Origin of the sequence: Bacillus cereus group sp. MG4 (genome assembly GCF_040460055.1) — a bacterium.
Lineage (GTDB): Bacteria > Bacillota > Bacilli > Bacillales > Bacillaceae_G > Bacillus_A > Bacillus_A wiedmannii.
In genome coordinates, this window is sequence record NZ_JARVGZ010000001.1 from 123,382 (window position 1) to 148,586 (window position 25,205).

Consider the following 25,205-nt stretch of genomic DNA (forward strand, 5'->3'; position numbering starts at 1 on the left):
AAGTAATTATTCTTTATCGTGTTTGTTCCACATGTCCAACTTGCCATCTTCGAATCTCAGTATAGCAAAATCTATATTGCCTTCACCTTTGTAGATTATGGTTTCTATATAGCCCTCCTTTTTGTAGAGTTCACCTACACCGCCAACCAACTGAGCTACTTCCTCGTGAGTCATATCATCTTCAAGAGCTTCAAACTCTCCCTCATTTATGTACCCCTGAGATGGCTTATAGTCCTCAAATGGTGCCTTCGTGGTAACTTCTTCTTCCTGTGAGCAGGCAGCTAATAAGCCGATACTTATAAATAAGGCTCCTAATCCAAAGTGTTTAACCATATAACATCCCCCTTGGTTCATTCTATTCGTTCCCATAGTTGTCCTATCAATATCACTCGTTAGACGTACTCTACAAGTTCCTTACAAGTACCAGCTCTAACAGTGAAGCTCAACGATCTCCCTTAATTCCAACAAATTACTCGTACAGTGCTCTCTATTAGTTTGCCATCTCATGAGAGCGATATTGCTAATAAACTAATGAGTTTAGCTTTTGGGATATATCTGATAGTTAACTAGTCGGAGTAACTTCTAGAGAAAGAAATAAAAGAACTCTATAGGTTAACCTAATTAGAATACCTATTAGTAATTCTAATCCGTTCCCATCTCTATAAGTATTTAGTTATTTAAAGAATTAAAAACAAAGGACTATATGAGATAGCCTAGTTAGTAATACCTTAGAGTATTCTAATTAGATCCTTCTCTATAGTCCTTTAATTATTTAAGAAATTAAAACAAGAACTATATGAGCTGGGAACTAATTAGGTAATTCTCTAGAGTAAGGTCTATAAAGATTTACCTTCTCGTTACAGAGATAGACAAGCCTTTATAGATTATTCTCTAGAGTATCTACCTCTAGTAGTCCTTTTAAATATTTAAATCTTTACTAACAGGTATTCTGATTAGTTTTCTCTATATAGCTTTACCTCTCTAGGTACTTCTCTCTAGGTTAGTCTCTAGAGTATGTGTGCATAGAGCTAGTTGAATTAGTCTGACTCCTAGGTAAACCTAGTTATACCAAGGGATGAAGCTGTTTAGAGCAAGCGGAAATAGCACCAGAGTGACAGAAAAGGCACAACTTTCGGAAAGGTTTCTGAGGAGTGGATAAGGGAAGTGTTGTTATATAAAGATAGTAACTATCGAGGTAATTGATAATAAGGTGGAGCGTGACAACTTAGTAGAACGAGTGGAAGTTCTGGAGAAAGTGAAAAGCTTGTTGCTGTTACCTGAGTTGGAAATGGCTACTACTCAGCAGGTTGCAGACTTCTACGGGGTAACATATAAAACATTATCCAGTTTACTATCTGACCACAGACAAGAGTTAGAAATAGACGGATATGAGAATGTAACCGGAAAAGAGTTAGTAGGACGTTTAAAGAATCCTACTAAAATACAGAATATGAGAGGGTACTTTTTACTAGATGGAAACAAGATAGGGTACAAAGCGAATGCGCTTTTCCCCAAGAGAGCAATCCTCCGAGTAGGAATGTTACTTCGTGACTCGGAAGTAGCCAAGGAAGTCCGAACTCAGTTGTTGAATGTCGAGGAACATACAGCTACCGAGGTTAAGACTTATGAGATCGACTATGAGCAGGAAGTTTTAGGGCAAGGCTTTAAGGTTGTTTTTCGACTTTAGAGAATCCATTATTCCTAGCGAAGGATGTTGCTAACTGGCTTGATGTTAAGAAAGCAAGTCAGATGTTAAACGTAGTAGATGAAGATGAAAAGGCACTATATACAATATATAGAGTGGATGGGAGTAAGCATAAACAATGGTTTCTTACGGAATACGGTATTTACGAATTACTAATGGTATCTAGAAAACCTATCACGAAGCAGTGGAAAAAGGAAGTTGAGTTACCTGAGGAGGTAGCTCTTTTGTTCGTTCTTTACAGATATATCTTGTGTCTTATTTTGAAACGTAATTCAATAGGATAAGTTAACATTTTGAGATGAGATACTAGCAAGTAGACACTACTATGTATATGAAGCAATTAATGAGAGAGCTGTCTCGAGAGGATGTATACGGTAGGACATATATGGGACGGCAAAGAGAGGTTGCGCTAACTGTACTAAATATATGAAGGGACAAATGAGACAGGACTACCAGTCGCCTACTACATTAGTAGAACACGATAATGTCCGGAGCCGCCTACTATGTATATGAAGCAATTAAACAAGTGTATTTGCTTGGTGGTTATCTCTTTCCCCTTTAGAGGTAGCTAGCGAGGAAGTACCCTTACACCTCCTATGTAGGACTTCTGTAGAATGATACGGGGAAACATCCATTTAGGTCATTTTCATCTCTCCAGATGATTGATATCCCAGCTTGGTCTAACCACTGAGCTGGCTCCTTTTTGGATGAACTGCCAATATGCTTATACATTAAACTTTGACAATATAGATTAAAACTAATGAGGAGGACGCCGATATGACAGTCATGTTCTACATTGATTTAGATGAACTATGTAAGCAACGAAATAAGACGCTCACATTGTTAGCCGAGGAGTCAGGAGTCACAAGAGCCACGCTATCTCGGGTAAAGGCTACAGGGTCAGGAACGCTAGAGACGATCAGCAAAATAGCTACAGCGCTAAATATTGATGAGCCAGCTAAGTTAATCAAAGTCATGAAGGGTTAAGGTACCAAGGAGCCAGCTACACAACTAAATCAAGGGAGATGGTGATAATGAGAGAGACATTTGAGATGAAAATACTTAAGAGACAAAGTGAGCTAGAGTTAAAACTAATGAGGACGGAAGCTGAACATAACATCCAAGTGAGACAGGCTAGAATGGAGAAACACTTTGAATCAATGAAACAACTAATGGAGGTTAAGAGCTAATGAAGAAAACGTACTTGCATTACACTGTGAGATGGCGCTTCAAGAATACTGATAGCATCCTCATAGGCCATCACATTGCAGCTTGCGGAGTCGATAAACAAGATGAGCATATCCGGCTCATAAAGGATACTTACAGACAAGTATATGACTCAGGTATTACTTACCTAATTAGTATCGACTATAAAGAAGTAAGCGAGAGAGAGTACACTCTACTCAAACAAAAACATATGGAGGTGATCTAATGGACAAGCAATGGAGCGACTACTTAGTTTGGCGTACAGAGAGCGGCTATACAGGGTTAAGTACAGACGAGCAATACAATGAATACTTAGCTGAGACAGGAGAGCCTACAGTGAATGAAAAGCTATCTAGAATCGAAGCTAAGAAGCTGGAAGAACTGTTCGAGGATGTAACTGTCAAGGAGAACGTACAAGTGACGTTTGATGCCATCAAGATGATTGCTACTGTAGGAGGAGAGATTACTTATACTGATATGGCAAACCTAACAGGGTACAACCTGAGAACTGTAAAGCGCCACGTAGAAGAATTGGTCTCGAAGGGTTACCTTCATATCAAACGAGGGGTGCATGTTAACTCGTATTACATTGGCAATGATATGAGAGTGACCAACAAGCCTAAGAAAAGCATCCGCTTCGTAGATACTTTTGAGTGGGCTAACGGGATCGAGGAAGTTACTGGAGAGGTTACTATCAAGGATGATATTGGTGAGATTCGCGTAACGATGTATAACATTGAGGAGATGCTGGAGAGAACTTCTCAGTTTATGAGAGAGGTAGGCTGTCTTTATCAACATGGTAATAATGTGAAAAAGGTGAGCTAGTAAACAACTAAAAGGGAGAGATGGAGAGAATGACAAATAACTTACAGGTAAATAACCAAGAGGTAAACTTTATTGATAGCTTAGAGGTCGCGAGTATGACAGGGAAAAGACACGATCACCTATTAAGAGATATTGATAATTACATGGATATATTTTTAACCAACCCAAATTTGGGGACGTTAGATTATTTTCAGAAAGCAACTTACTTAGATCTCAAAGGTGAACCGAGAAGGAAGTATCTTCTTACTCGTAAGGGGTGTGAATTGGTAGCTAACAAGATGACAGGTGAGAAGGGTATTCTCTTCACAGTAGCCTACATTGATCGCTTTCACGAAATGGAAAAGGTCGTACAGCAGCCAGCTCTACCGACCAGCTACAAAGAAGCGTTATTGCAGTTGGTCGAACAGGTGGAGGCTACAGAGAAACTACAAGCTAAACTAGATGAGCAAGCGCCTGCCATAGCTTACCATGAAAAGGTGCTAGACATTCAAGGCTTTACAACTATAGAGAGTACAGCTAAACAGCTTGGTCTCAGAAGCGCTCAACAATTGAACAACCTGCTGAGACGGCTCAAGGTAATCTACTACACGAAGAAAGGCTCGTGGGTTCATACAGCTAACTATTCATACTTGAAGGATGAAGGCTACATCGGTTACAAGCCTCTAGAGAAAGGTAAGTTACAGATGTTAGTTAGCCAGAAAGGTACACAAGAGATAGCTAGATTAATTGGTATTACTGAATAACCCCCTAACCTTATTGCTTCACAGGCTACCCCTTAGCCGACTCAATACAAACTAAACCCAAACCAAAAGGAGAAGATGACAAATGATGAACAGACTAAAAGGAATTATTGCAGGCGGTAAAGTTAAACAACAGGAGACAGCACAAAAGGAGTTAGACAAAGTATTAGCTCAAGAGTCGGATCTACAAAGTCAATTATCTAAAGCGCAATCTAATCAGTCTAAAATCCAACAGGCATTAACTGTAGTGGAGGCTAGCTTAGTAATTGATGAGAACGACAAACAAGCTCTAGCTCAACAAAAGAAAGCTCAAGGTAAGTTAGAAGAGTTATCTAAGGAGATTGAGTCTACACAAGAGAAGTTAGTGGAGGTAGCTGAGGAGAAGCGAGAAGCTACAAGAGAAGTGTTCCGTTCTCGTGGGGACTTAGCTCGTAAGCGAAACGTAAAGGCTCACCTATCAGTGATCGCTCCAGCTCGCATCAACAAAGCATTAGGAATAGAGGAAGATGTCTTTAAGTTTAAATCAGTACCGGTAGAGTCTAAAGACTTAGCTACAGAATATGGCTTCGTAGATACACAAAGCCTTCAGCCTGTTAGTTCTAGGGAGGAAGACCAAAATGAAGACTTTAAGACAATAGTACAAATGAACAATGAAGACCACAAACAAGCAAGCGAACAATCTGAGGCTATCGCTCGAGAGATTGAAGAAGCTATCAAGAATGTATTCAAAAATAATGGTATTGAGTTACATCACCAAACATTGATTAACCTATCTCGTATCTAAGTGAGGCAGGATATCATATAGCATTACCCTAGAGTTGGATGCTGAGTTAGTAATCGCTGAAACCAGACTACATAGGTGGAGGTTGCTAACTTGGTAGATCGGCTCCACTAGAAAGCTACACAACAGACGAACAGCCATAGCTCAGAAGGTGGCTTTCTAATATAAACAAACAGACGAGGAGGAAACAAACATGAACCCGAATCAACGAGTAGCACAAATGAAACTAGAGAGACGATTCAAAGAGTTTAACGAGAAGATTGATCGAATGAATAAACAACTTGAGGAAGACAAGCGAGCATTTGCTGAACAGAAGAAGGCTAATGAGGAAGCGAAGTTCCAAAAGGAATACGATGAGTACCTAATTAGTATCGGCAAGAAAGAACGTCCTATCGAGATGAGCAAGGAAGACCAAGCCTACTATGATAACTACATGGCTAGCCTAGGGTTAGGACAGAGGGGGTAGTAGTATGGGTAGATTACCTTCACAACTTAAACCTCTTCCAGAAGGATTGAGGGAGTATACCAATGAGATAAGAGACAGGCTCATGAGTGGTGACCTCAACAGAGAATCTGAGGAAATGACAGCTATCAAGGAGAAGCTACAGAAGGAAACGAGTATCTGTGGAGCGATCATGAAGAACAAGGTATGTACTACTAAGCCATCTAATGAGATCAACCTCCGCTGTAACTGGCATGGAGGGAAATCTACAGGAGCTAAAACTGAGGAGGGAAAAAAGAAGATGAAAGAAAACCTAGAAAAAGGACGAGCACCTATTCATGGATTGTACCAAAAGGATTTCCTAGCCAACTTAACCGAGGACGAAAAGAACTGGTATAGCGACAACCTAGAGTGGTACCAGGAGAATTATGACTTAGACCCACTAGACATTACCAAGTTAGACCTAGCTCTCATTAACTTCATTAAGAGCTGGAGAAAGAATGGTACATCTATGAAGTATGCGGTTAACGAGAAAGTTAGTATGGTTGACTTTGAGAATAGGGCTGTCAAACTGTTAGACGATTTAGGGTTGTCTCGTAAGTTCCGTAAGTCTAAGGAGAACGCTGGTAATCCATCTAACGTAAATATCTACAATCAGTTGTTTGATAATTAATAACTAGTGAGGACGACAACTCTCTAGCCTACTTTGCAGGTGGGTTATTTGGTGTGTTCTCATAACTAAAAGGATGTGAATTAAATGGCTTCAGTCATAGATATTATGATACAAGCTCAAGACAGAGCTAGTAATACTTTCAGGAACACCTCAGCAGAGGCTAGAAAGATGCAAGCTATTATTGGCGGTATCACGATAGGTGCTTCTGCAATGACTCCTGCTCTATTAGGAGGACTCGGTGCAGTTGCTTCCCTGTTTGGTACTGCTGGGGTAGCTGCCGCTGGGTTTGGTGCTCTAGCGTTTACTACGATAGGAAAGACTGTGGAGACCGCCAAACAACTGGAAGAAGCCCAGCTCAAGGCTAATGCAGCTTTGATCGCTGGGGACACTAAAGGATACGCTAAGCAGATGGCCCTCGTGCAGGCTATCATGGAAGACTTAACTGAGGAGGAAAAGAAAGCTGTAGTAGCTATCAACCAACTTAGTGATGCTTGGCGAGATATGGAAAACAAGATGGCTCCTACTACGTTAAGCCTCGTGGCTAACTCCACAGATTTCCTCCGTTTGACTATGGCTAAATTGTTCCCTGCCTTCCAAGGAGTCGGACAGTCCTTCTCTAATATGATCGGCAAAATGAATGAAGGAATTACTCAAGGTAAAGCTGATAAGTTCTTCGAGCATATGAACACATTTGCAGTACCTATGTTTGAAAAGGTAATGATATCAGCAGGTAACATCCTTAAAGGATTAGGGGATATCATGATAGCCTTCACTCCACTAGGGATGCAGCTAGGGGATGGAATGGTTAGTTTGACTGATAAGTTCGCCAAGTGGGCTGCTGGTCTACAGAGTAATCCAGCTTTTCAGAACTTCGTTAAGCAAGTACAAGAAAGTACACCTATCATTATGAATCTAATCGGACAATTAGTGTTAACTCTATGGGATATTGTCCAAGCGTTATATCCTGTATCGTTGCAAGTCTTACAATTAACAGCAGACTTCTTACAGTGGGCGAGAGAGTCGGGTGCTTTAGATACCGTTTTAGGTCTAGTATCAGCAGCTATTAAGTTCGTAGCAGATAATGCTAATTGGTTAATACCTATAATAGCAGCGGTGTGGGTAGGCTTTAAAGCGTTCATGGGGATTTCCGCTCTCGTAGGGATAATCAGTAGTGTAGTAGGTTCACTGAAAAACTTAATTACGTTCCTTAAGAACTCTCAAGCAGTTTTAACTTTATGTAGAACTGCAATGTTACTATTCAATGCTGCTCTGTGGGCTAACCCAATAACTTGGATAGTTGCTCTCATTGTAGGGTTAATCGCTGCAGGTGTCCTGCTCTATAAAAACTGGGATGAGGTTGTTAAGTTCTGCAAGCAGATGTGGGATGTGATGAAAAAACAGTGGGACGACGGAAAAGCTAAGATTATCAAAGCCTACGACGAGATGGTTGACGGGGCTAAAAAATGGTGGGCTGATACGAAGCAAAAATGGAACGACACTGTAACGGATGCCAAAACAAAGGCTCAAGAAATGAAAGACAAGGTAACCGCTAAGTATGAGGAATTAAAGGCAGCTGCTATAGCTAAGCTTACTGAAATCCTAACAGACAACGCTCAGAAGTGGGAAGACCTAAAACAAAAAGCTTCTAACAAAGCTCAAGAAATGAAGCAAGCTGTTATAGACAAATACAATCAAATGAAGACTGATGCAGAAAACAAGCTCAAAGAGATAGTAAATGATACTAAACGTAAGTTTGATGAGATGGTACAGGCTGCTAAAGATAAAGTTAGCGACTGGGGTAAAGCTGCTGGAGATATGCTTAAGGAGTTTGGTAGTGGAGTTAAAAATGGCTTCATAGAAGCTAAGTACAAAGTAATAGAAGGTGTAAATGGAATGGTTGATAAGTTCACAGGATTCTTCCGCACATTCTATACATCTGGTAAAGGGTTACTAAGCGAGTTTGTTAGTGGTATCGCATCAGGATTCGGAGACGCAGTGAATGCTGTCTCTAGAGGTATGTCAAACATCCGAGCATACTTACCATTCTCCCCTGCGAAGAAAGGCCCTCTGTCAGACTTAGACAAGTCAGGTGAAGCATTCTTCCCTACTTGGTACAACGCAGCACTAACTCAGGTAGGAGCTATGGAGAGATCTATGGGTAGAGCCTTCGGAGGAGTAGCTAATCAGGCGGATGTTGCCCTAGCAGGCACAGGCTTGGAGGCATTCACTGGAGGACGTAGCAAAATAGTAGTAGAGCATATTCACAAAGGCGAGGTAGATATCAATGGAGAGGACTTGAAAGCTAGTATCAACCAAGTATCTCGCGAGGTAGTTGATTCTGCACAGACTGGATCAAGATTCGACTATGGGGGCCTTCAGCAGTCAATCAGAAAGCTTTAAGGTACACCCCACAGGATAACTAATGAGGTAGCTTGTTCTACCTCTAGGTTGCCTAATGGCATAAATAAAGGGGAGAGATGACAGGTGAGAAATTACTTTGTAGTAGTATCATGTTACGAACAAAACAGTGAGCTATTCGAGGTTAACTATTGGTTTGACGTTGAGGATGATGTACAAAAAGCGATGGTAGTATACACAGAAACAACTAGAAGGGCTTACGAAAAAGCAATGGCAATTACTAAAGGAGAACTAATCAGCGTGACTTCCAGAGAAGTTAGTGAGTTCGAATACAAAAGACATGCTCTCACAGAGGAAGGTAAAAGAGAGTTAAACATGCAGAAGAGAGGGAGAAACTAATATGAACTACTACCAAGTAAATGTAACCTACCTAGATAACGGACAAGAATTTACTACGCAACAGTGTTTACCTATGGAGGGGAAACCTATCGTAGCGCAAATGAGGTTCAAGCGGCTAATCAAGAAGTACACTGAGGAGGCAATCACCTCTGTAGGTGGCGAACTCGAAGAGGTTAAGACTAAGAGAGTAACAAAGAAGTACTATGAAGCTAATAAACACTTACAGATATTCGAAGGAGCGAGAAGCTAGCATGCATAGGGCTGTTGAGTTCCTTATATGAAGTCCGAGGATATATATGTATCCATGAGGTGGCTGCCTTATAGGTCATCTAGATAGTCATAATAATAAACAGAAAGGAAGGCAGAAGCTAATGAGTGCACCGCAGAGGAAGTCAGCGCTAAGAAGATTAGATCTAGAGAGTCGATCTCATAGGTGGAGATTATACTTGTTTATAGCTCTAATGTACCTAGTGTTAGCTGGATCTATATGGTTTGGTTTACAGAGTTTAATATTATTGTTTCCGATACTGTTCAAAATAGGAATATCAATGAGATAGCCGCTTTAGGTTGTCTCATTTTTTTATGTCCATAGGGGAGGGGTTTCTGCGGGGTGTGTTCTTGCGCAGAAAACGCATATTTGTAACATCAGGGTATTGCCCCGGTAGACCAATCTCGCATAGGGTATTCACATGAGCGCAAACTATAATTTCAATTACCGTAATGGTAACTCTGAGGAAGAAAACAAAAGAGCCGACTCAATGAGAGTCAGCTCGAGGGGGAGTGTCCTAGAGAATTTCGTTTCTTCCCCTTAGTTATTATCTTCTCGATCCCAACCCATTAGTTTACCCTTCTCGAATATCATTACTGCAAAGTCGATTTCCCCAGTTTCCTCTCCGTCGCCATCGTAGGTTACGTCTATGTAGCCGTTAGAGCTGGTACGTTCTCCTTTTCCTCCTACAAGGTCTGCAACCTCTGAGAGTGTCATCCCTTCCTCTAGGGAGTTGTATTCTTCTTCGGAGATCGTAGAACTGTTGCAGGCGCTCAGCAGGATAATACTGGACAGGAAAACAACTATTCGCTTTTTCATTGACATTCCTCCTCAGTTATTTCGTTTAAATTAAAACTAAGAGTTTTAGAGATTTTGCCAGCTCGTAAGATAACTACATACGTAAGGCCTAGTTGGAATGTATCTACTTTGCAAACTTTATTAGTGATACGAGACAGTGAGTCTTGGAAGTTGGATACTAAAGTATCGATTTCCTCCATAGCGATATCTAAATTAGTTGGTTGAATAGTATTTGTTGTCATAAAAAATCTCTCCCTTTAGTTTTTATTTGTTTATACGAGATAGGTAATACTTACAGGTGTACAATCATGAGTGAAACGATGTAACCAGCTGCGTAAAGAAAGCTTATGCTGCCGCCAGCTACCAAGGTTGGCTTAACCCAGTCTTTGAGTTTCAACTTATTCGCCTCCTGTGAGTCGAACCTTTACAGCTATTCCTGCTCGTGATACTATAAGGAGGAAAGAGCCTTATAGGTTCGACTGAATTGCGTAGCCTTGTTCGGTATACTCGCCAAAGTATAACTACCGAGTAGGGCTATTTTGTTTTGTGTAGTTTTAGGTTAGTCAGTTAACTTCTTACCAGCATACATACGAGTTAACATTTTATCGATCTTATTAGCTTTATCTACAGTGTTGATCTTGTTGAGTTGATTAAAAGCTGTATAAAACCTCTTAGCATCCTCGATGGACTCCAGCTCGTAAAAGTCTTTGACTTTACCGTAAAACTTTTGTTGCTTACTTTCCAATTGCCATGTTCACCCCATTCCCTGAGTGGCTTAATTACATATTAATTAAAAGTTCTAGAACCGTCAATGCTTTTTTAAAACTTTTTTTAAATCCCTTTCTTTGCCTCACAGTTTATCCTTGCAGCCAATTATGTTAGCTACCTCTTTTTGGTTACCAAAGAAAGCTCGAATAAGTGTAAAACTCTTTAGAGTTCGTACAAGCTCATTACAAATGGTATAACTTGTTTAGGTGCAAACGTAATAAGGGTACTAATAAAACTCCGCACAGGAGAATCTGGAGCTTTTTTTATGGAGTGATTCGAAAATGGAGATGTTATTTTACATCATATGGCATTCAATCGAGCATATACCTAATCAGTTGCCTGCTCTGCAGGTACAACCTACTCAGGACTATCCTAAATTGGATAATCGTACAAGAACCAGATGCAATGCCACCCTAGTAACCAATCGGGCATAGCTAAATAGAGATACCTCCTGTGTTAAAGAGCTATAGGACAACAACCAGATAGGAGGGATTATTATCTACAGTAATGCTACTGAAGAAAGTTGAAAAGTTTGCACTTAAGAGATCGCTGAGCAGTAGATAATTTCTGAGCCAGAACTCCATAGAAGTAACCATTGAAATCACGTACACGTTTAGCCTTGCTAGCAAGCACACTAGCTAGTAAACCTGAGATGGCCACCTCTGCAGTATCAACTAAATCAGGTGCATACTTTCGAGCAGCCAATTGAACACGACCCCACAGTTTGTACACCTTAGTTGCATCAAAGTAGGAGATAGCCAAGCTAGCGAACTCAGTAGGAACACCAGCAGCTACTAAGTGATCTATGTCTAACTCGTCTACGTATGTATTATCTTTAGAGATTTTAGTTTTGTAAGTAATTGTATCTGTATGAGATGGAGACTTCTCAGTGCACTCAGGAGTAGGCACTACAGCTTCCTCGCAAGGTGACTTAGCGAGGTGACTCTCATAGGGATTGATTACTGTTATTGAAGCGCTATAGCCACCTTTAATAGGCTTAAATTGGTTGATGCGAGTAATGATTCCTAGCTCAGATAAACCCTTAAGAGCACGCTGTATAGTGCGTTTAGAGTATCCTGTGAGGTCAGCTAAAGAGTCTACTTTAAGGTAGCTGACTCCTATGAATTTGCATGAGTAACAAGCAAGCTTCCATAGTACTGTGTATTCTGACTCTTTAAGTTTGTACACTGACAGGTATTCACTAATAGAATTGTCCATCTCATTAATTGAATTAAAAGATTGATATTTTCGTAGTTCCTTCATATTGTATATTCTCCTTAATAGGAGCTACTTGCAGAGTGTATCTTAGGGTAGTACAATATAAGCAAATAGCTCCATAGTTATTTTGTGAAAGAGTCCTGTCTGGCCGCCAAACTAGAGCAGGGCTCTTTTGTGTTTACTTATAGGTCGAACCTATTGAGAGGGTTATACTTATCGTTGGATTCAGCTAACGAGTTACCGAAAGCATGTAGGTAAACCTCAGTAGTTCTTATCTGGGAGTGATGCATCAGCTTACTCAAGGTGTATATGTCCATTCCAGCTCTCAAGCAGTTACTCGCATAGGTATGTCTAAACATGTGAGCTGTAGTTTTGAATCCCATACGAACTGAAAGCCTGGTGAACATTAACTTGACAGCGTTCACTGTGAGTGGGTTACCTTTGTGGTCATTAAACACATGAGCAGGCAACTTAATGTAGTACTTCTCACAGAATAATCTCCACTCGTACAACTCCCGAGCCACCTTATCCGTTAACGGAGTAGACAGACTCTTGCGATTCTTCCCAAAGATAGTGATAGTCTTATTGAGTAGATCCACGGAATCCCACCTCATGGATACCAGCTCGCCTAGTCTTATGCCTGTACCCGCGAGGACGACTATCACGGTATGACCTCGGTAGCTATACAACGTGTTTTCCCGAGAGCGCATCCTCCTGTAGTATCTAAGCATCTGCTTTATCTGTTCGTCGGAGTACACCTTGATTGTCTTGTCCGTCTTAGCAGGCTTAATCTTGTTAGTGGGGTTGCTACGGATATCTATAACGTCCTCATCCTCTAGGTACCTAAAGAATGTCTTCAAGTGCTGGAGCTTACCATTACGAGTAACTACAGCGTTTCCTCTCTCCTTGGAACAGTAGAGGAGGTAGCTCTTTATAACCTGTGGAGTAATATCCTCGATGTTAATGATTTCCTTCTCGGTAGTGAGCCAGTGAGAAAACTCATTGAGTGTATCTCCATAGCTCTGTATTGTCCTAGGAGCTAGCCCACTGAGTTCTTTATCTTCTAGGTAATCCTTAATCATAAATCTAAGCAGTGCCATTTACTTTCCCCCTTGAGTACACACAAAAAAGACCACCTCCATAGGCTACTTGTGAGTAACCTAGAAAGTGGTTTCTTGTGAGAATATTGTTTCTGTCATAGATAACCATTCAGCAACACCTTGTGAGGCTTGTCCTGCCTCGGTAGCTTCAACTCGCCTGTTTAACCATTGCGGATAATGAATTTTCAGCGGAAGTAGAGGCGGATGCGATGATTGCACCGTCTTTTTCAATATAATATGTACGTCCTGTATTTGTTTCAATAGCTTGCCTTAAAATTTTTTCTGATTCATTAGTAGTCGGGAATTCAACAATGTTACCTCGTAATTGCATAATTCGCTCTAAGTCATCTAGTGTGGCAAGTTTAATTGTTTCTTGGATAGGCGTGCTAGGTAAGTTGTTGTCATCTAGGCATTCGCAAAAATACATTTCATTTTTAGTACCTAGTTGTATATTTGAAGCAGTTTCAAATCGTTCTACAATAGTTGACTTACCAGAGAGTTTAAGCGGCTTATATGTGGAAAGAAGTGCCTCATAGTCAGTAACCACAAACTCTTCTTTACTATACGGTATAAATGTATCGTGAAAGCGAAGTAAAATCGATTTTAATGTTCCGTTCTCTTCAAATACTCCCCATAATTCTTGGAAGTCTGTTTCATAACCGAAAGCTTCTAAATCCCCAATAATAAACAAGTTAAGGGCTGCTTCTTCTTTTAGGAAAGCGAATACTTGTTTATGATCTTTCTTTGTTAATTTTCGCATCATAACGAATCTACCTCTTTTTTTATTTTTCTAAATATTACAACTTAAGTTTTTTGAAATCAATATAAAATTTTATGTTTAGTTCACAAACTTTCGGAAAAACTAGGAAAGATATGACAAAGGAGGTTATGAACGGTGGATCATCCAATTCAAGGATTAATGAAAGCGGCAATGGAAAATTTGAAGGAAATGGTCGATGTAAATACGATTGTTGGAGAGCCTGTTCAAACGGCTGACGGTGGTGTAGTGTTAACGGTTTCTAAAGTAGCGTTCGGTTTTGGAGCAGGAGGTTCTGATTTCCAAACGAATGATGGACAAAGAGCAAACGGTAACCCTGCATTTGGTGGCGGTAGCGCGGGTGGTGTTTCTATTACACCAGTAGCATTTCTTGTAGTGAATAAAGATGGAGTAAATATTCTGCATCTACAAAATGCGACACATTTAGCAGAAAAAATGATTGAGTTAGCTCCACAAACAATTGATAAAATTCAATCGATGTTCCAAAAAGATGAAAAGAAAGAGGGAAATCATCATCCTCAAAACCCAGATGAAATCCTTTAAAAACACCTGCTCACGAGCAGGTGTTTTTTCTTGTAATCACTATGTAATAAAACACATGAAATTGTAAATAGTTTTTGAATTTTTTTCTATGTTTCTAAAATTTTTCATGTTAAAATATGCTATAGAATTGAAACATATAAAACGAAGGTGGCTAGGTGCTTTGTCTGGAGGATCTGACCAAGTAAAGAATATGATATATATTAATGGTAATCGTCGGGGTCATTGTTTTATTACATCAGGAATTACGTTTAAAGAGTTTGCAAGTAACATCCCTTCACCGCTTCATCAAGTGTTGCTTTTGAAGCATAACTTTGAATGGACAGATTTTCATTATCATACTTTATTTGAATATGTTGAGGAAGAAAATATACATAAGCTAATTCAAGCAGAGATTGATGAATTTGATGAATTTTGTTGGGTAGATTTTGATGATGCAAGCGATTTAGATGAATTAGAGCCAAAAGAAATTGCAGAGCTTTTATATTTGGCTCACAAAAAAGAACCACTTGCAAGAACATTCTTTCCGCTATTGAAAAATAGATTTGTTTATTTTTCACATGATGACGGATGGTACAACAAAGTGTATTATCGTAGAATTGCTGACTTTGTAGGAATGTTAAGTAAAGTCATTCCTTATAAACTCGGTGCTTTCGGTAAGAAACGTTTTTCTTTGTTCCAAAAATCAAAAATTTTCCCAGCCATTTCGAAAGAAGTGATCATGGGGCTTCTTCCATTAATGGAAGATGGTCTTTATATTGATCTAGCAGGGAAAATTGAGTCAAGAAGAGGTCTTGAAATTCCGGTATATGTAGTTGGTTCGTATGAAAGTACGGATGAGGTACTAGATAATATTGATGAATTGAAAGAAGAAGCAACAGAGACAGGTTGGCTCATTTTTGATAAGAAAGAACAAGAATGGCAATGGGTTGTGGACTAAGAAAACTTGGCGTATGTAGTCAAGTTTTCTTGTCATTTGAAAGGAGTACAAATGAAGAAATATTATACAATTGTGGGTATTATAAGTATTATTCTCGTGGCGATTTTACTTATTACTTGTCCGAAAGAATCAGATTTTAAAGTGTATGTAGAGGATAAGTATGCATTGAAATGTAATGAGAGTAGTTTTGAATGCACACAAAATGTAGATGGTAAAAAAGAAAAACTACAATTTGAAAGTATAGATGCACGAAATGGTGTATTCTTTATGACTGTAAAGCAAACATTTAAAACAGAAGCTGGTGTTACGAAAGAATATAGCGGAGTAGGAATGTTTGGTACATTTCTTTTTGTTTCAGAGAAGACTTTCTAGTAATAGAAGGTCTTTTTCTTATGCTTATGTTCATATAGATGAAGTAAGACAAGCATAGGAGGGGTAGTGATGAAGAGTACATGTATCGTTTGCGGTGGTGAGGAGTTTTTTTCCTCAACTTTGTATGCACGCACGAAACAAGATTGGGCATATGCACCAAATATGTATCGATTTGAAAAGGTGTTTATTGAGCATCGGGATGAAGAAAATTACCCAGTGTTTCAAGAAATTACAGCGAAACATTGCTGTGGATGCGGTCATATTATGTTGTATCACGAATGAACACACCAAGTATAACTTGGTGTGTTTTTTTTAAAACGCTGACAAAGCAAGCGGATAGAGTAAAGTAAATAAAACAGAAAAACTACCAAAACCAATTGCTGTATATCCAAGTGTTCTTGCTCCGAAATTGACAGCTAATAAGCCGACTAAAATCGCAAGAGAGCCAAGTGTAACCGGATAAAATGCAATTGAGAAAAGCGAAAGAAATAAAGCGACATAGCCTACCATTGCACCGGTATTTGTACCTTCTATTTCATTTGCAATTTCTTTACGCTTATGTCTAATTGGAATGCCAGCTGGTGATATTTCAGCTGCATACTCTTCGTTTTTTTCACCACTTTTAAAATGATGATTTCTCTTTCTTCGCATGTACATCCCTCTCTTTCAATTGGGTGTACCTATAGTATCTTTCATAAAGAGAAGAACATGAGTATGAGTTAAACCCAAGTAAAGCAAAAATTGGAGAATAAAGATTCCATCATTAGCTTGTACATCTCCTAGTGAAGATAAACAGGAATTTTGGAAAATGATGTAGAATGAAATGAGTGATAAAACGTGAAGGCAGGGGAATGTATGACGAAATTTAATTGGCATGAATCAGCAGAGAAAAAATGGGATAGTAGTGCAGAATTTTGGACTCAAAATAGTCAGGAGATGTGGGACAGCGGGAGTAGGAGTACAATTATTCCATTTTTTGAACAGTATGTGAAGAAAGAAGCTCAAGTGCTCGATGTTGGTTGTGGGGATGGATACGGTACATATAAATTAAGTCGCGCGGGCTACAAAGCAGTTGGAGTAGACTTATCAGAAGTGATGATTCAAAAAGGGAAGGAGCGCGGAGAAGGACCGAATTTATCTTTTATAAAAGGGGATCTTTCTTCCTTACCATTTGAAAATGAGCAATTTGAATCAATCATGGCAATTAATTCTTTAGAATGGACCGAGGAGCCATTACGAGCATTAAATGAGATAAAGCGCGTTTTAAAAAGAGATGGGTATGCATGTATTGCAATTTTAGGACCGACAGCAAAGCCTCGAGAGAACAGTTATCCTCGTTTATATGGCAAAGACGTTGTTTGTAATACGATGATGCCTTGGGAGTTTGAACGGTTAGCGAAAGAACAAGGTTTTGAAGTTGTAGATGGGATCGGTGTATATAAGCGCGGAGTAAATGAGAAGATGCTAGGTCAACTACCTATCGAGTTACAACAATCGTTAACATTCTTATGGGTATTTATGTTAAAAAACGCATAAAGAAATGAAAGAATTTTTAGGAGGTAAATAAGTGCAGAAAATACAAAAAACTGATACAATATCATCAGAACCAATTAAAGGGGGACTAGGGTATATGACAACTACTACAACAGTTAAATCCGATATTGAAATCGCGCAAGAAGCGAGTATGAAGAAAATTCAAGAAATTGCAGCTGAATTAAATATTTTAGAAGATGAATTAGAGCCATACGGGCATTATAAAGGTAAGTTATCTCTTGACATTTTTAAGCGCTTACAGGATGAGAAAGACGGTAAAGTTGTTTTAGTAACAGCGATTAACCCAACTCCAGCTGGAGAAGGTAAATCAACAGTAACAGTTGGTTTAGGTCAAGCTTTTAATAAAATTGGTAAGAAAACAGTAATTGCACTTCGCGAACCATCTCTTGGACCAACGATGGGGCTAAAAGGCGGGGCAGCAGGTGGTGGTTTTTCACAGGTTGTACCTATGGAAGACATTAACCTTCACTTTACTGGAGATATTCATGCGATCACAACTGCCAATAACGCGTTAGCGGCGTTTATTGATAATCATATCCAACAAGGAAACACACTTGGAATTGATACGCGTAAAATCGTTTGGAAACGCTGTGTTGACTTAAATGATCGTGCCCTACGTAACGTAGTAATTGGTCTTGGTGGACCAGTTCAAGGTGTACCACGTGAAGACGGTTTCGATATTACAGTAGCATCTGAAATTATGGCCGTATTCTGCCTTGCAACAGATATTCAAGATTTAAAAGCGCGTCTATCTCGCATTGTAGTTGCTTATAACTTTGCAAATCAACCTGTAACGGTTAAAGATTTAGGTGTAGAAGGTGCGTTAACATTATTATTAAAAGACGCATTAAAACCAAACTTAGTACAAACGTTAGAAAATACACCAGCTATCATTCACGGCGGACCATTTGCGAATATCGCTCACGGTTGTAACAGTGTTATCGCTACAACAATGGCAGCAAAATTAGGTGATTATGTTATTACAGAAGCTGGATTCGGTGCTGATTTAGGTGCAGAGAAGTTTTTAGATATTAAAGCTCGTGCAGCTGGCATTAAACCAGAAGCAGTTGTTATTGTTGCGACTATTCGTGCGCTTAAAATGCATGGTGGCGTAGCAAAAGATCAATTAAAAGAAGAAAATGTAGATGCATTAGCAAAAGGTATGGAAAACTTACAGAAGCATGTTGAAACAATTCAAAGCTTCGGTGTACCTTTCGTAATTGCAATTAATAAATTTATTACAGATACAGATGCAGAAGTTGCATACTTACAAGAGTGGTGCAATGAGCGTGGCTATGCAGTATCCTTAACGGAAGTTTGGGAGAAGGGTGGCCAAGGCGGAGTTGACCTTGCTGAAAAAGTATTAAAAGAAATCGAAAAAGGTGAGAACAACTACGCACCACTTTATGAATTAGAATTACCATTAGAAGAAAAAATTCGTACAATTGCTCAAAAGGTGTATGGTGCAAAAGATATTGAATTTGCTCCGAAAGCACGTAAGCAATTAGCTCAATATGAAGGAGAAGGTTGGAGTAACCTACCAATTTGTATGGCGAAAACACAATACTCTCTTTCTGACGATGCAACAAAATTAGGTCGTCCATCTGACTTCATCGTTACAATTCGTGAGCTAAAACCATCTATTGGTGCAGGGTTTATCGTTGCGCTAACAGGAACAATGTTAACAATGCCAGGCCTTCCAAAACAGCCAGCAGCACTACAAATGGATGTAAATGAAGATGGAAAAGCAGTAGGTTTATTCTAAAAGGTTGTAATTCATCTCGTTTATCTGTACACTATATATACATCAAGTGGCGCCTTTCCATCGAAAGGCGCCTGTTTTTTGGAGGAAATTATGTTTGATCCAACTGCTTTTGATAATTTAAAAGTAATCGTAGAAGGTGCTGTTTATGATTTTGATTTACATGGAGATATTCTTGTAACAGATCGAAAAGATATGATGGACCTTGCCTCATTAAGTCGTATATACCATATTTCATTTCAATTAACAGAACCGTTCGAACCGGTAGTAAAAGCAACATTTTCACTATCTGTAGATGCAAAGAACTTGTCTGGTGAAATATTGGAAGTACCACAATTTACACCAGGTTGTGAAATGAAGTTAGCATTTTCATTCCCGATAGAAAAGCCAGAGGTAGTGTGTGAAGAAATTGAAACTTTCATGCATTCTATATGGGGAAAAGAAAGAATGATTACGCAGAAAATTTCATACGAATATAATAAGCAAGCGATTTCATATCATAATAAGGTAGAGGTTCTATTTCAAAAAGCGATTACAGAAGACCATGTTGATGATTTAATAGCTGTTATTTCACACATGATAGAAACGGTGCGAACAATACAACATTTTCTTCAAAAATAGAGATAAAGGAGAAAAACAAATGATAAAAGATATGCAACCATTTTTACAACAAGCTTGGGAGAAGGCTGGTTTTAAAGAATTAACTGAAATTCAAAAACAAGCGATTCCAACTATTTTAGAAGGACAAGACGTTATAGCTGAATCTCCAACTGGAACAGGAAAAACATTAGCGTACTTATTACCCCTTTTACATAAAATTAATCCTGAAGTAAAACAACCACAAGTTGTTGTTTTAGCGCCGACACGTGAGCTTGTAATGCAAATTCACGAAGAGGTTCAAAAGTTTACAGCAGGGACTGAAATTTCAGGGGCATCTTTAATTGGTGGTGCAGATATTAAGCGCCAAGTTGAAAAATTAAAGAAACATCCGAGAGTAATTGTCGGTTCACCAGGACGTATTTTAGAATTAATTCGAATGAAAAAGCTAAAGATGCATGAAGTGAAAACGATTGTATTTGATGAGTTTGATCAAATTGTAAAACAAAAGATGATGGGCGCAGTACAAGATGTAATTAAATCTACAATGCGAGATCGTCAATTAGTATTCTTCTCGGCGACAATTACAAAAGCGGCAGAAGATGCTGCACGTGATTTAGCAGTTGAACCACAATTAGTACGTATAACACGTGCAGAGTCAAAAAGCTTAGTTGAGCATACGTATATCATTTGTGAGCGACGCGAAAAAAATGATTACGTAAGAAGAATTATGCATATGGGCGATGTAAAAGCAGTTGCTTTCTTAAATGACCCATTCCGTTTAGATGAAATTACACAGAAATTGCAATTCCGTAAAATGAAAGCAGCAGCTCTTCATGCAGAGGCAAGTAAGCAAGAGCGTGAAGCAACGATGCGTGCTTTCCGCGGCGGGAAATTAGAAATTTTACTTGCTACTGATATTGCAGCACGCGGTATTGATATCGATGATTTAACACATGTAATCCACTTGGAGTTACCAGACACAGTAGACCAATATATTCACCGCTCAGGACGTACAGGACGTATGGGTAAAGAAGGAACTGTCGTTTCTCTTGTAACACAACAAGAAGAGCGTAAATTACTTCAATTTGCAAAAAAACTAGGCATCGTATTTACGAAGCAAGAAATGTTCAACGGATCATTTGTAGAAACGAAACCGAAAGCACCAAAGAAAAAGAAACCAGCATTTACTGGGAAGAAAAAGCCTAGATAAATAATGGAGAAGGCGTAGCTACTTGTAGTTGCGTCTTTTATGTTTGTAATTGAATGAAAAAGGAATAATAATAACATCTGTAGAAACCTACATAGAATATAAAAACCATTAGGGGGAAAAACAATGATTCATAAAGTCGGACAAATTATGTTATATGTAAATAATCAAGATGAGGCAGTACATTTTTGGACGGAAAAGGTAGGGTTTCATGTAGTTGCAGAGGAAGATAATAAGCAAGGAATGAGATGGATTGAAATCGCTCCGAAAAGCGGTGCAGAAACGAGCATTATATTACATAATAAAGAAGTTATTTCTAAGATGAGCCCAGAATTAAATCTTGGTACACCGTCCCTAATGTTCTTCTCAGAAAATCTTGATCAATTATATACAGATTTAACAAATAAAAATGTTACTGTTGGCGAAATGGTCACTATGCCTTCTGGTAAAGTATTTAACTTTGCTGATAGTGAAGGGAATTATTTTGCGGTTATGGAAAAGAACAAATAATAATATTGCTATGTGAAAATCCCCCTCAAATATATTGAGGGGGATTACATGTTTGAAGTGGATTTTTCATTAGAGAGTTGTTTAATAAAAAATGTCCCTTTTTCAATAGCGGTTTCAATATAACCAACGATTTGGTTAAACGTAAATACTTGTAAGTCTTCATGCAAATGTTGCTCGGGATATAGCATATCTTCAAAAAGATACTTTCGAAAAGCTAAAACGTTTTCTTTAGAAACCTCTTCAATATCCACAATGTGATCCTCTTGATTGAGAAGAGAGAAGAGCTGTTGTTCTTTATCGTAATGATGAAGTAACTTTGCATTTAACAATTTAAAATCGTTATAGTACAGGGGTGCGATAGTTTCGTCGTTTTCTATTCTATTTTTTAACCAAGGTAGAAAAAAGCCGCTTAGCCAATTATCATCGGCAATGAGGTGGGTGCAATAGCCTAGGAGAAAAGGGGAATCCATATAATCTTTATATTTATGAATAAATGATCCATAATCAATTCGTCTCGTATAGTCTTTCGTTGAGCCGGCGTAAAAATGTGAGGTGACTTTTTCTATCTTTGAATGCACAGCATCAGGGGCCACACCTCCAAGTATAAAAGAAGTTTTATCTTGAATAGATAATTTCTCGGCAATCCTGTTAGCGATAATAGCATGCATAATTCGTGATCCCATGAATGACACCTCGGTTTCAAGTATTCATTTCAGGAAGGGGACTGAACAGTTAGTATTACTTTCCCTGTACTTTTTCTACTTTCGACCCATTCATGTGCTTTCCCTGCATCTTGAAGTGGAAAAGATTTCACAGCTTTCATTTTCAGACGGCCATCACGTAAATAACGGAAAACTTCATTTGCAGTTTCTTGGAGTAGTTCAGGACGTTTTTTTCGTGTAGTACCAAAGCTAAAACCGAGTATAGAGCGGCAACTTGCGTGTAAATCTTTCGTTTGAAAGTAACCAATTTCACCGCTTGCATTTCCGAAATGAACGAGGCGACCGTAATAAGCAAGGCATTTTAAACTTTTTTCCGAAACCGTTCCAGAAATAGAATCTAAAATTACATCAACCCCTTCACCGTTTGTCAGCTCATTGACTTTTTCTACAAAATCTTCATCTTGATGACAAATAACATATTCAGCCCCAACATCTAAAGCAATTTCTTTTTTTGCTTCACTTCCGACAGTACCGATAACTGTTCCAGCCCCTAATAGTTTTGCAAGTTGAATCGCTGTAGTACCAATTCCACCAGCAGCTGCATGGATTAGAACCGTTTCATCTTCTTGTAGTCTTGCAACATTTGCGAGTAAATTATAGCTTGTAAAAGATACGATCGGACAAGCAGCTGCAGTTTGAAAGTCGACTTCATGGGGTAAAACGAAAGTAAGGTTTTCATTTGCAACAACGTATTCTGCGTATGATCCATTTTGAGGAAAAGCAATGACACGCTGTCCAGGGTGAATATTTTTCACATGAGAACCGACACGTTCTACAATACCTGCAGCATCTATTCCTGGAATAAAAGGTAGTGCTTTATTTCCTTTTTTGCCATAACGTGATTTAATATCAGCGAAATTTACACTAGTAGCAACAACACGAATCAAAACTTGATTGTCTGAAATAACTGGCACATCCACATCTATATATTTCATCACTTCAGGACCACCGAATGACGTTACAACGATAGCTTTCATTATATATCCTCCTAAATTTGACTATATGAATCATTTTAAGTCTTTATTAGAAATTGGAAAATTATATAATAGTTATGCAAGGTTATAAGTGAAGCTTATGAACTAATTGAATCATTATATTAATTTATATAAAAAAACTTTTTTAAAAAATCGAACGAAATATAAATTACTTGCCAATATATTGTGTAAGACAAAGGAGGGCTGGTATATGAAGAGTGAAATAGATTACGTACATTTAATTCAATTAACTTTATCAGGCAATAAAGAAGCATATAGCGAATTGTATGATGTAACGATTCAAGAAGTATATAAAACAGCACATTTTTTAATTGAAGATAAAACGGATGTAGATGATGTCGTTCAAGAAGTATACATACAGCTATATGAATCGCTTCGTAAATATGATAGCGAGAAGCCATTTCGCCCTTGGCTAATTGGGATTGCGATTAAACAAATTCATTCTTATAGAAGAAAGAGGTGGATGCGACTACGAATTATAAAAAAAGCAGATGAGCAAAGAAAGTCAGTGCAAATTGATTTTTCTAACGATGTTGTAAGTAAAATATCAAACCAAAAACTAATTGAACTCATTCATAAATTACCGTATAAATTGAAACAAGTTATTATCTTAAGATACTTACATGATTATTCACAAGAAGAAGTAGCACAAATATTACATATTCCAATTGGTACTGTGAAATCTAGAATTCATTCGGCATTAAAGAAACTACGTCAAAAAGAGCAAGTAGAAGAAATCTTTTTAGGAGAGGTAGGGAATGTGAAATGAGTTTAGATTGTAGAGTTAGGGAATCTATACAAGAAGAAGCAAAGGGTATTGTTGCCCCGCCGGATTTAAAAGAAAAAGTAATCGTACAAATAAAAATGAAGCACGGGCGGAGTAAGAGGAAGAAACGCCTTATCGCAGGAGTACTTGCAGCAGCTCTTTTAATCCCGACGACTGGTTTTGCGTATCAATCTATTATGGCGGATGGTATATACGGATCTTTCGAGAATTTAAAAAAACATGCCGGAACGATGACATTAGAGGCGTATATGCGTTTTAGTGCAAAATTATCAGAGGCGAAAGATGAAATGGGTACGAAGGAATATGAAGAGTTTACAAAAGAACTAAAAAAATTAACAAATGCAAAACTTACGTACGGAGATTCGAACGGTAATATTGATTATGATCAATTATTACCGGCTAAAAAAGAGGAATTGAAAAAGGTGGTAATGGAGCTTCATCCGTATTTTGATAAATTAAATGGCCATAAGTCTAGTAAAGAGGTATTAACTCCTGAAGAGTATGAACAATATATGGAAGCATTAATGTCATATCAAACCGTTTTAGTAAAAACGAAATCGAGTGGGGGGATAACAATAGAAGAAGTACCTGAAGCGTACAAAGAAAGATTTATTAAAGCAGAGCAGTTTATGGAATATGTAAACGAAAAGGTGCAATAATTAGAAAAGCTCATAGCTTTAGCTGTGAGCTTTTTTTATTGAAACAAAAAAGAGTGTTCAATTATACTTTTTCATATTTGCAATATCTTTTTGTATAAAACAATCTAAAAGAGAATAGCCAGCTATTAAACTTATTATAGTAACAAAAGTTGTATTTATAAGAATAATATTAGCTAAATAAGGTAGGTATTGGCCAACTGGCGAAAAGAGTAGAGCTGGTGAAAAGGAAATGAAAAGCATAGGTACAGTAATAGCGATAAATTTATCCGGTTGAAAGTGCCAGTTTTGTTTACTCGTTTCGCGATTAATAGATTGAAGGAATCGTAATAAAATGCCGACTATAAGAGGGAAGAGTGTAAAGTAGAATAATCTTGGATAAACGTTAAAGTTCACCTGCGCATCTGTATCTAAATAAAATTGAATCTTCACTCCAACAAATAATAATAAGACAATAAACAATGTGAAGCAGAGGTATAGCATTACTTTTTGCATTGCATT

The 25,205-nt window shown here is 38.3% G+C and carries 31 protein-coding genes and 2 pseudogenes; 22 read left to right on the plus strand and 11 right to left on the minus strand.

All coding sequences use genetic code 11. The features are described from left to right. Positions 1 to 6: 6 nt before the first annotated feature. The gene (locus QCI41_RS00685) at positions 7 to 333 is read right to left on the minus strand and encodes a hypothetical protein (RefSeq protein ID WP_353838710.1); all 327 of its coding nucleotides are present in this window, start codon (positions 331 to 333) and stop codon (positions 7 to 9) included. 877 nt (positions 334 to 1,210) lie between these two features. Here QCI41_RS00685 and QCI41_RS00690 point away from each other — a divergent pair. The 11 genes and pseudogenes from QCI41_RS00690 to QCI41_RS00740 all read left to right on the plus strand — a co-directional run bounded on the left by QCI41_RS00690 (position 1,211) and on the right by QCI41_RS00740 (position 9,129). After that, the gene (locus QCI41_RS00690; RefSeq protein ID WP_353838709.1) at positions 1,211 to 1,687 is read left to right on the plus strand and encodes a hypothetical protein; all 477 of its coding nucleotides are present in this window, start codon (positions 1,211 to 1,213) and stop codon (positions 1,685 to 1,687) included. A gap of 59 nt (positions 1,688 to 1,746) precedes the next feature. Then, positions 1,747 to 1,989: pseudogene (locus QCI41_RS00695) on the plus strand (BRO family protein); the annotation flags it as partial. A gap of 493 nt (positions 1,990 to 2,482) precedes the next feature. Further along, positions 2,483 to 2,692, plus strand: coding sequence for a helix-turn-helix domain-containing protein (locus tag QCI41_RS00700; protein ID WP_353838708.1), 210 nt, complete (start codon positions 2,483 to 2,485; stop codon positions 2,690 to 2,692). 47 nt (positions 2,693 to 2,739) lie between these two features. Beyond that, positions 2,740 to 2,895 carry a hypothetical protein gene (locus tag QCI41_RS00705; RefSeq protein ID WP_353838707.1) on the plus strand — a complete coding sequence of 52 codons (156 nt, stop codon included), beginning with the start codon at positions 2,740 to 2,742 and terminating at the stop codon, positions 2,893 to 2,895. 241 nt (positions 2,896 to 3,136) lie between these two features. Beyond that, a complete protein-coding gene (locus QCI41_RS00710) occupies positions 3,137 to 3,736 on the plus strand; it encodes a winged helix-turn-helix domain-containing protein (protein ID WP_353838705.1) in 600 nt (199 codons plus the stop codon). Between the two features lie 29 nt (positions 3,737 to 3,765). Then, positions 3,766 to 4,479, plus strand: a complete 714-nt coding sequence (locus QCI41_RS00715; protein ID WP_353838704.1) for a Rha family transcriptional regulator — start codon at positions 3,766 to 3,768, stop codon at positions 4,477 to 4,479. Between the two features lie 82 nt (positions 4,480 to 4,561). Further along, positions 4,562 to 5,260 carry a hypothetical protein gene (locus QCI41_RS00720; RefSeq protein ID WP_353838703.1) on the plus strand — a complete coding sequence of 233 codons (699 nt, stop codon included), beginning with the start codon at positions 4,562 to 4,564 and terminating at the stop codon, positions 5,258 to 5,260. A gap of 190 nt (positions 5,261 to 5,450) precedes the next feature. Continuing rightward, entirely contained in the window at positions 5,451 to 5,723 is a 273-nt protein-coding gene (locus tag QCI41_RS00725) for a hypothetical protein (protein WP_098637334.1), read from the plus strand. A 4-nt stretch (positions 5,724 to 5,727) separates the two neighbouring features. Beyond that, positions 5,728 to 6,372, plus strand: coding sequence for an HGGxSTG domain-containing protein (locus tag QCI41_RS00730; RefSeq protein ID WP_353838702.1), 645 nt, complete (start codon positions 5,728 to 5,730; stop codon positions 6,370 to 6,372). A gap of 84 nt (positions 6,373 to 6,456) precedes the next feature. Beyond that, the gene (locus QCI41_RS00735; protein WP_353838700.1) at positions 6,457 to 8,772 is read left to right on the plus strand and encodes a hypothetical protein; all 2,316 of its coding nucleotides are present in this window, start codon (positions 6,457 to 6,459) and stop codon (positions 8,770 to 8,772) included. An 84-nt stretch (positions 8,773 to 8,856) separates the two neighbouring features. Beyond that, positions 8,857 to 9,129, plus strand: a complete 273-nt coding sequence (locus tag QCI41_RS00740; RefSeq protein WP_353838699.1) for a hypothetical protein — start codon at positions 8,857 to 8,859, stop codon at positions 9,127 to 9,129. Between the two features lie 808 nt (positions 9,130 to 9,937). Here the strand turns inward: QCI41_RS00740 and QCI41_RS00745 are convergent. The 6 genes and pseudogenes from QCI41_RS00745 to QCI41_RS00770 form a co-directional block, all read right to left on the minus strand. Further along, the gene (locus tag QCI41_RS00745; protein ID WP_353838698.1) at positions 9,938 to 10,216 is read right to left on the minus strand and encodes a hypothetical protein; all 279 of its coding nucleotides are present in this window, start codon (positions 10,214 to 10,216) and stop codon (positions 9,938 to 9,940) included. Beyond that, complete coding sequence (locus QCI41_RS00750; RefSeq protein WP_087950105.1) at positions 10,213 to 10,437, minus strand: hypothetical protein; 225 nt, start codon at positions 10,435 to 10,437, stop codon at positions 10,213 to 10,215. The genes QCI41_RS00745 and QCI41_RS00750 overlap by 4 nt, the downstream gene beginning before the upstream one ends. Before the next feature lie 317 nt (positions 10,438 to 10,754). After that, positions 10,755 to 10,940 carry a hypothetical protein gene (locus QCI41_RS00755; RefSeq protein ID WP_000444252.1) on the minus strand — a complete coding sequence of 62 codons (186 nt, stop codon included), beginning with the start codon at positions 10,938 to 10,940 and terminating at the stop codon, positions 10,755 to 10,757. 533 nt (positions 10,941 to 11,473) lie between these two features. Further along, complete coding sequence (locus tag QCI41_RS00760; RefSeq protein WP_353838696.1) at positions 11,474 to 12,226, minus strand: helix-turn-helix domain-containing protein; 753 nt, start codon at positions 12,224 to 12,226, stop codon at positions 11,474 to 11,476. Between the two features lie 137 nt (positions 12,227 to 12,363). Continuing rightward, positions 12,364 to 13,281, minus strand: coding sequence for a tyrosine-type recombinase/integrase (locus QCI41_RS00765; protein WP_088093158.1), 918 nt, complete (start codon positions 13,279 to 13,281; stop codon positions 12,364 to 12,366). Positions 13,282 to 13,444: 163 nt separating this feature from the next. After that, positions 13,445 to 14,044, minus strand: a pseudogene (locus tag QCI41_RS00770) (GNAT family N-acetyltransferase); the annotation flags it as partial. 132 nt (positions 14,045 to 14,176) lie between these two features. Between QCI41_RS00770 and ytfJ the strand changes: the two are divergent. From ytfJ to QCI41_RS00790, 4 genes are all read left to right on the plus strand, one after another. Next, positions 14,177 to 14,602 carry a GerW family sporulation protein gene (ytfJ, locus tag QCI41_RS00775; protein WP_000349987.1) on the plus strand — a complete coding sequence of 142 codons (426 nt, stop codon included), beginning with the start codon at positions 14,177 to 14,179 and terminating at the stop codon, positions 14,600 to 14,602. A gap of 160 nt (positions 14,603 to 14,762) precedes the next feature. Further along, positions 14,763 to 15,539: an oxalate:formate antiporter gene (locus QCI41_RS00780; RefSeq protein ID WP_000014094.1), complete on the plus strand. Its 777-nt coding sequence runs from the start codon at positions 14,763 to 14,765 to the stop codon at positions 15,537 to 15,539. Positions 15,540 to 15,590: 51 nt separating this feature from the next. Continuing rightward, positions 15,591 to 15,911: a hypothetical protein gene (locus QCI41_RS00785; protein ID WP_098109649.1), complete on the plus strand. Its 321-nt coding sequence runs from the start codon at positions 15,591 to 15,593 to the stop codon at positions 15,909 to 15,911. A gap of 69 nt (positions 15,912 to 15,980) precedes the next feature. After that, positions 15,981 to 16,193 (plus strand): hypothetical protein, encoded by a 213-nt coding sequence (locus tag QCI41_RS00790; protein WP_000842867.1) that lies wholly within the window; start codon positions 15,981 to 15,983, stop codon positions 16,191 to 16,193. Positions 16,194 to 16,223: 30 nt separating this feature from the next. On the opposite strand, the gene QCI41_RS00795 is transcribed toward QCI41_RS00790, so the two are convergent. Continuing rightward, on the minus strand, positions 16,224 to 16,562 hold the full coding sequence (locus tag QCI41_RS00795) for a hypothetical protein (RefSeq protein WP_001253201.1): 339 nt from the start codon (positions 16,560 to 16,562) through the stop codon (positions 16,224 to 16,226). Between the two features lie 204 nt (positions 16,563 to 16,766). On the opposite strand from QCI41_RS00795, the gene QCI41_RS00800 reads away from it, so the two are divergent. From QCI41_RS00800 to QCI41_RS00820, 5 genes are all read left to right on the plus strand, one after another. Next, positions 16,767 to 17,447, plus strand: coding sequence for a class I SAM-dependent methyltransferase (locus tag QCI41_RS00800; RefSeq protein WP_353838695.1), 681 nt, complete (start codon positions 16,767 to 16,769; stop codon positions 17,445 to 17,447). Between the two features lie 94 nt (positions 17,448 to 17,541). Continuing rightward, positions 17,542 to 19,230, plus strand: a complete 1,689-nt coding sequence (locus tag QCI41_RS00805) for a formate--tetrahydrofolate ligase (protein WP_046953671.1) — start codon at positions 17,542 to 17,544, stop codon at positions 19,228 to 19,230. Between the two features lie 90 nt (positions 19,231 to 19,320). Then, the gene (locus QCI41_RS00810; protein ID WP_000460226.1) at positions 19,321 to 19,848 is read left to right on the plus strand and encodes a hypothetical protein; all 528 of its coding nucleotides are present in this window, start codon (positions 19,321 to 19,323) and stop codon (positions 19,846 to 19,848) included. A 19-nt stretch (positions 19,849 to 19,867) separates the two neighbouring features. Beyond that, the gene (locus tag QCI41_RS00815) at positions 19,868 to 21,037 is read left to right on the plus strand and encodes a DEAD/DEAH box helicase (protein WP_000588608.1); all 1,170 of its coding nucleotides are present in this window, start codon (positions 19,868 to 19,870) and stop codon (positions 21,035 to 21,037) included. Positions 21,038 to 21,160: 123 nt separating this feature from the next. Further along, positions 21,161 to 21,544 (plus strand): VOC family protein, encoded by a 384-nt coding sequence (locus QCI41_RS00820; protein ID WP_166689490.1) that lies wholly within the window; start codon positions 21,161 to 21,163, stop codon positions 21,542 to 21,544. A gap of 44 nt (positions 21,545 to 21,588) precedes the next feature. On the opposite strand, the gene QCI41_RS00825 is transcribed toward QCI41_RS00820, so the two are convergent. Beyond that, positions 21,589 to 22,227 carry a zinc dependent phospholipase C family protein gene (locus QCI41_RS00825; RefSeq protein ID WP_353838694.1) on the minus strand — a complete coding sequence of 213 codons (639 nt, stop codon included), beginning with the start codon at positions 22,225 to 22,227 and terminating at the stop codon, positions 21,589 to 21,591. 29 nt (positions 22,228 to 22,256) lie between these two features. After that, positions 22,257 to 23,243, minus strand: a complete 987-nt coding sequence (locus QCI41_RS00830; protein ID WP_353838693.1) for a quinone oxidoreductase family protein — start codon at positions 23,241 to 23,243, stop codon at positions 22,257 to 22,259. 208 nt (positions 23,244 to 23,451) lie between these two features. On the opposite strand from QCI41_RS00830, the gene QCI41_RS00835 reads away from it, so the two are divergent. Together QCI41_RS00835 and QCI41_RS00840 are read left to right on the plus strand one after the other, a co-directional pair. Continuing rightward, a complete protein-coding gene (locus tag QCI41_RS00835; protein WP_353838692.1) occupies positions 23,452 to 24,030 on the plus strand; it encodes a sigma-70 family RNA polymerase sigma factor in 579 nt (192 codons plus the stop codon). Then, positions 24,027 to 24,707, plus strand: coding sequence for a DUF3600 domain-containing protein (locus tag QCI41_RS00840; protein ID WP_000050675.1), 681 nt, complete (start codon positions 24,027 to 24,029; stop codon positions 24,705 to 24,707). Before QCI41_RS00835 ends, QCI41_RS00840 begins: the two co-directional genes overlap by 4 nt. Positions 24,708 to 24,764: 57 nt before the next feature. Here the strand turns inward: QCI41_RS00840 and QCI41_RS00845 are convergent, their stop codons facing one another. Continuing rightward, positions 24,765 to 25,199 (minus strand): hypothetical protein, encoded by a 435-nt coding sequence (locus QCI41_RS00845; RefSeq protein ID WP_353838690.1) that lies wholly within the window; start codon positions 25,197 to 25,199, stop codon positions 24,765 to 24,767. Between the last annotated feature and the right edge of the window lie 6 nt (positions 25,200 to 25,205).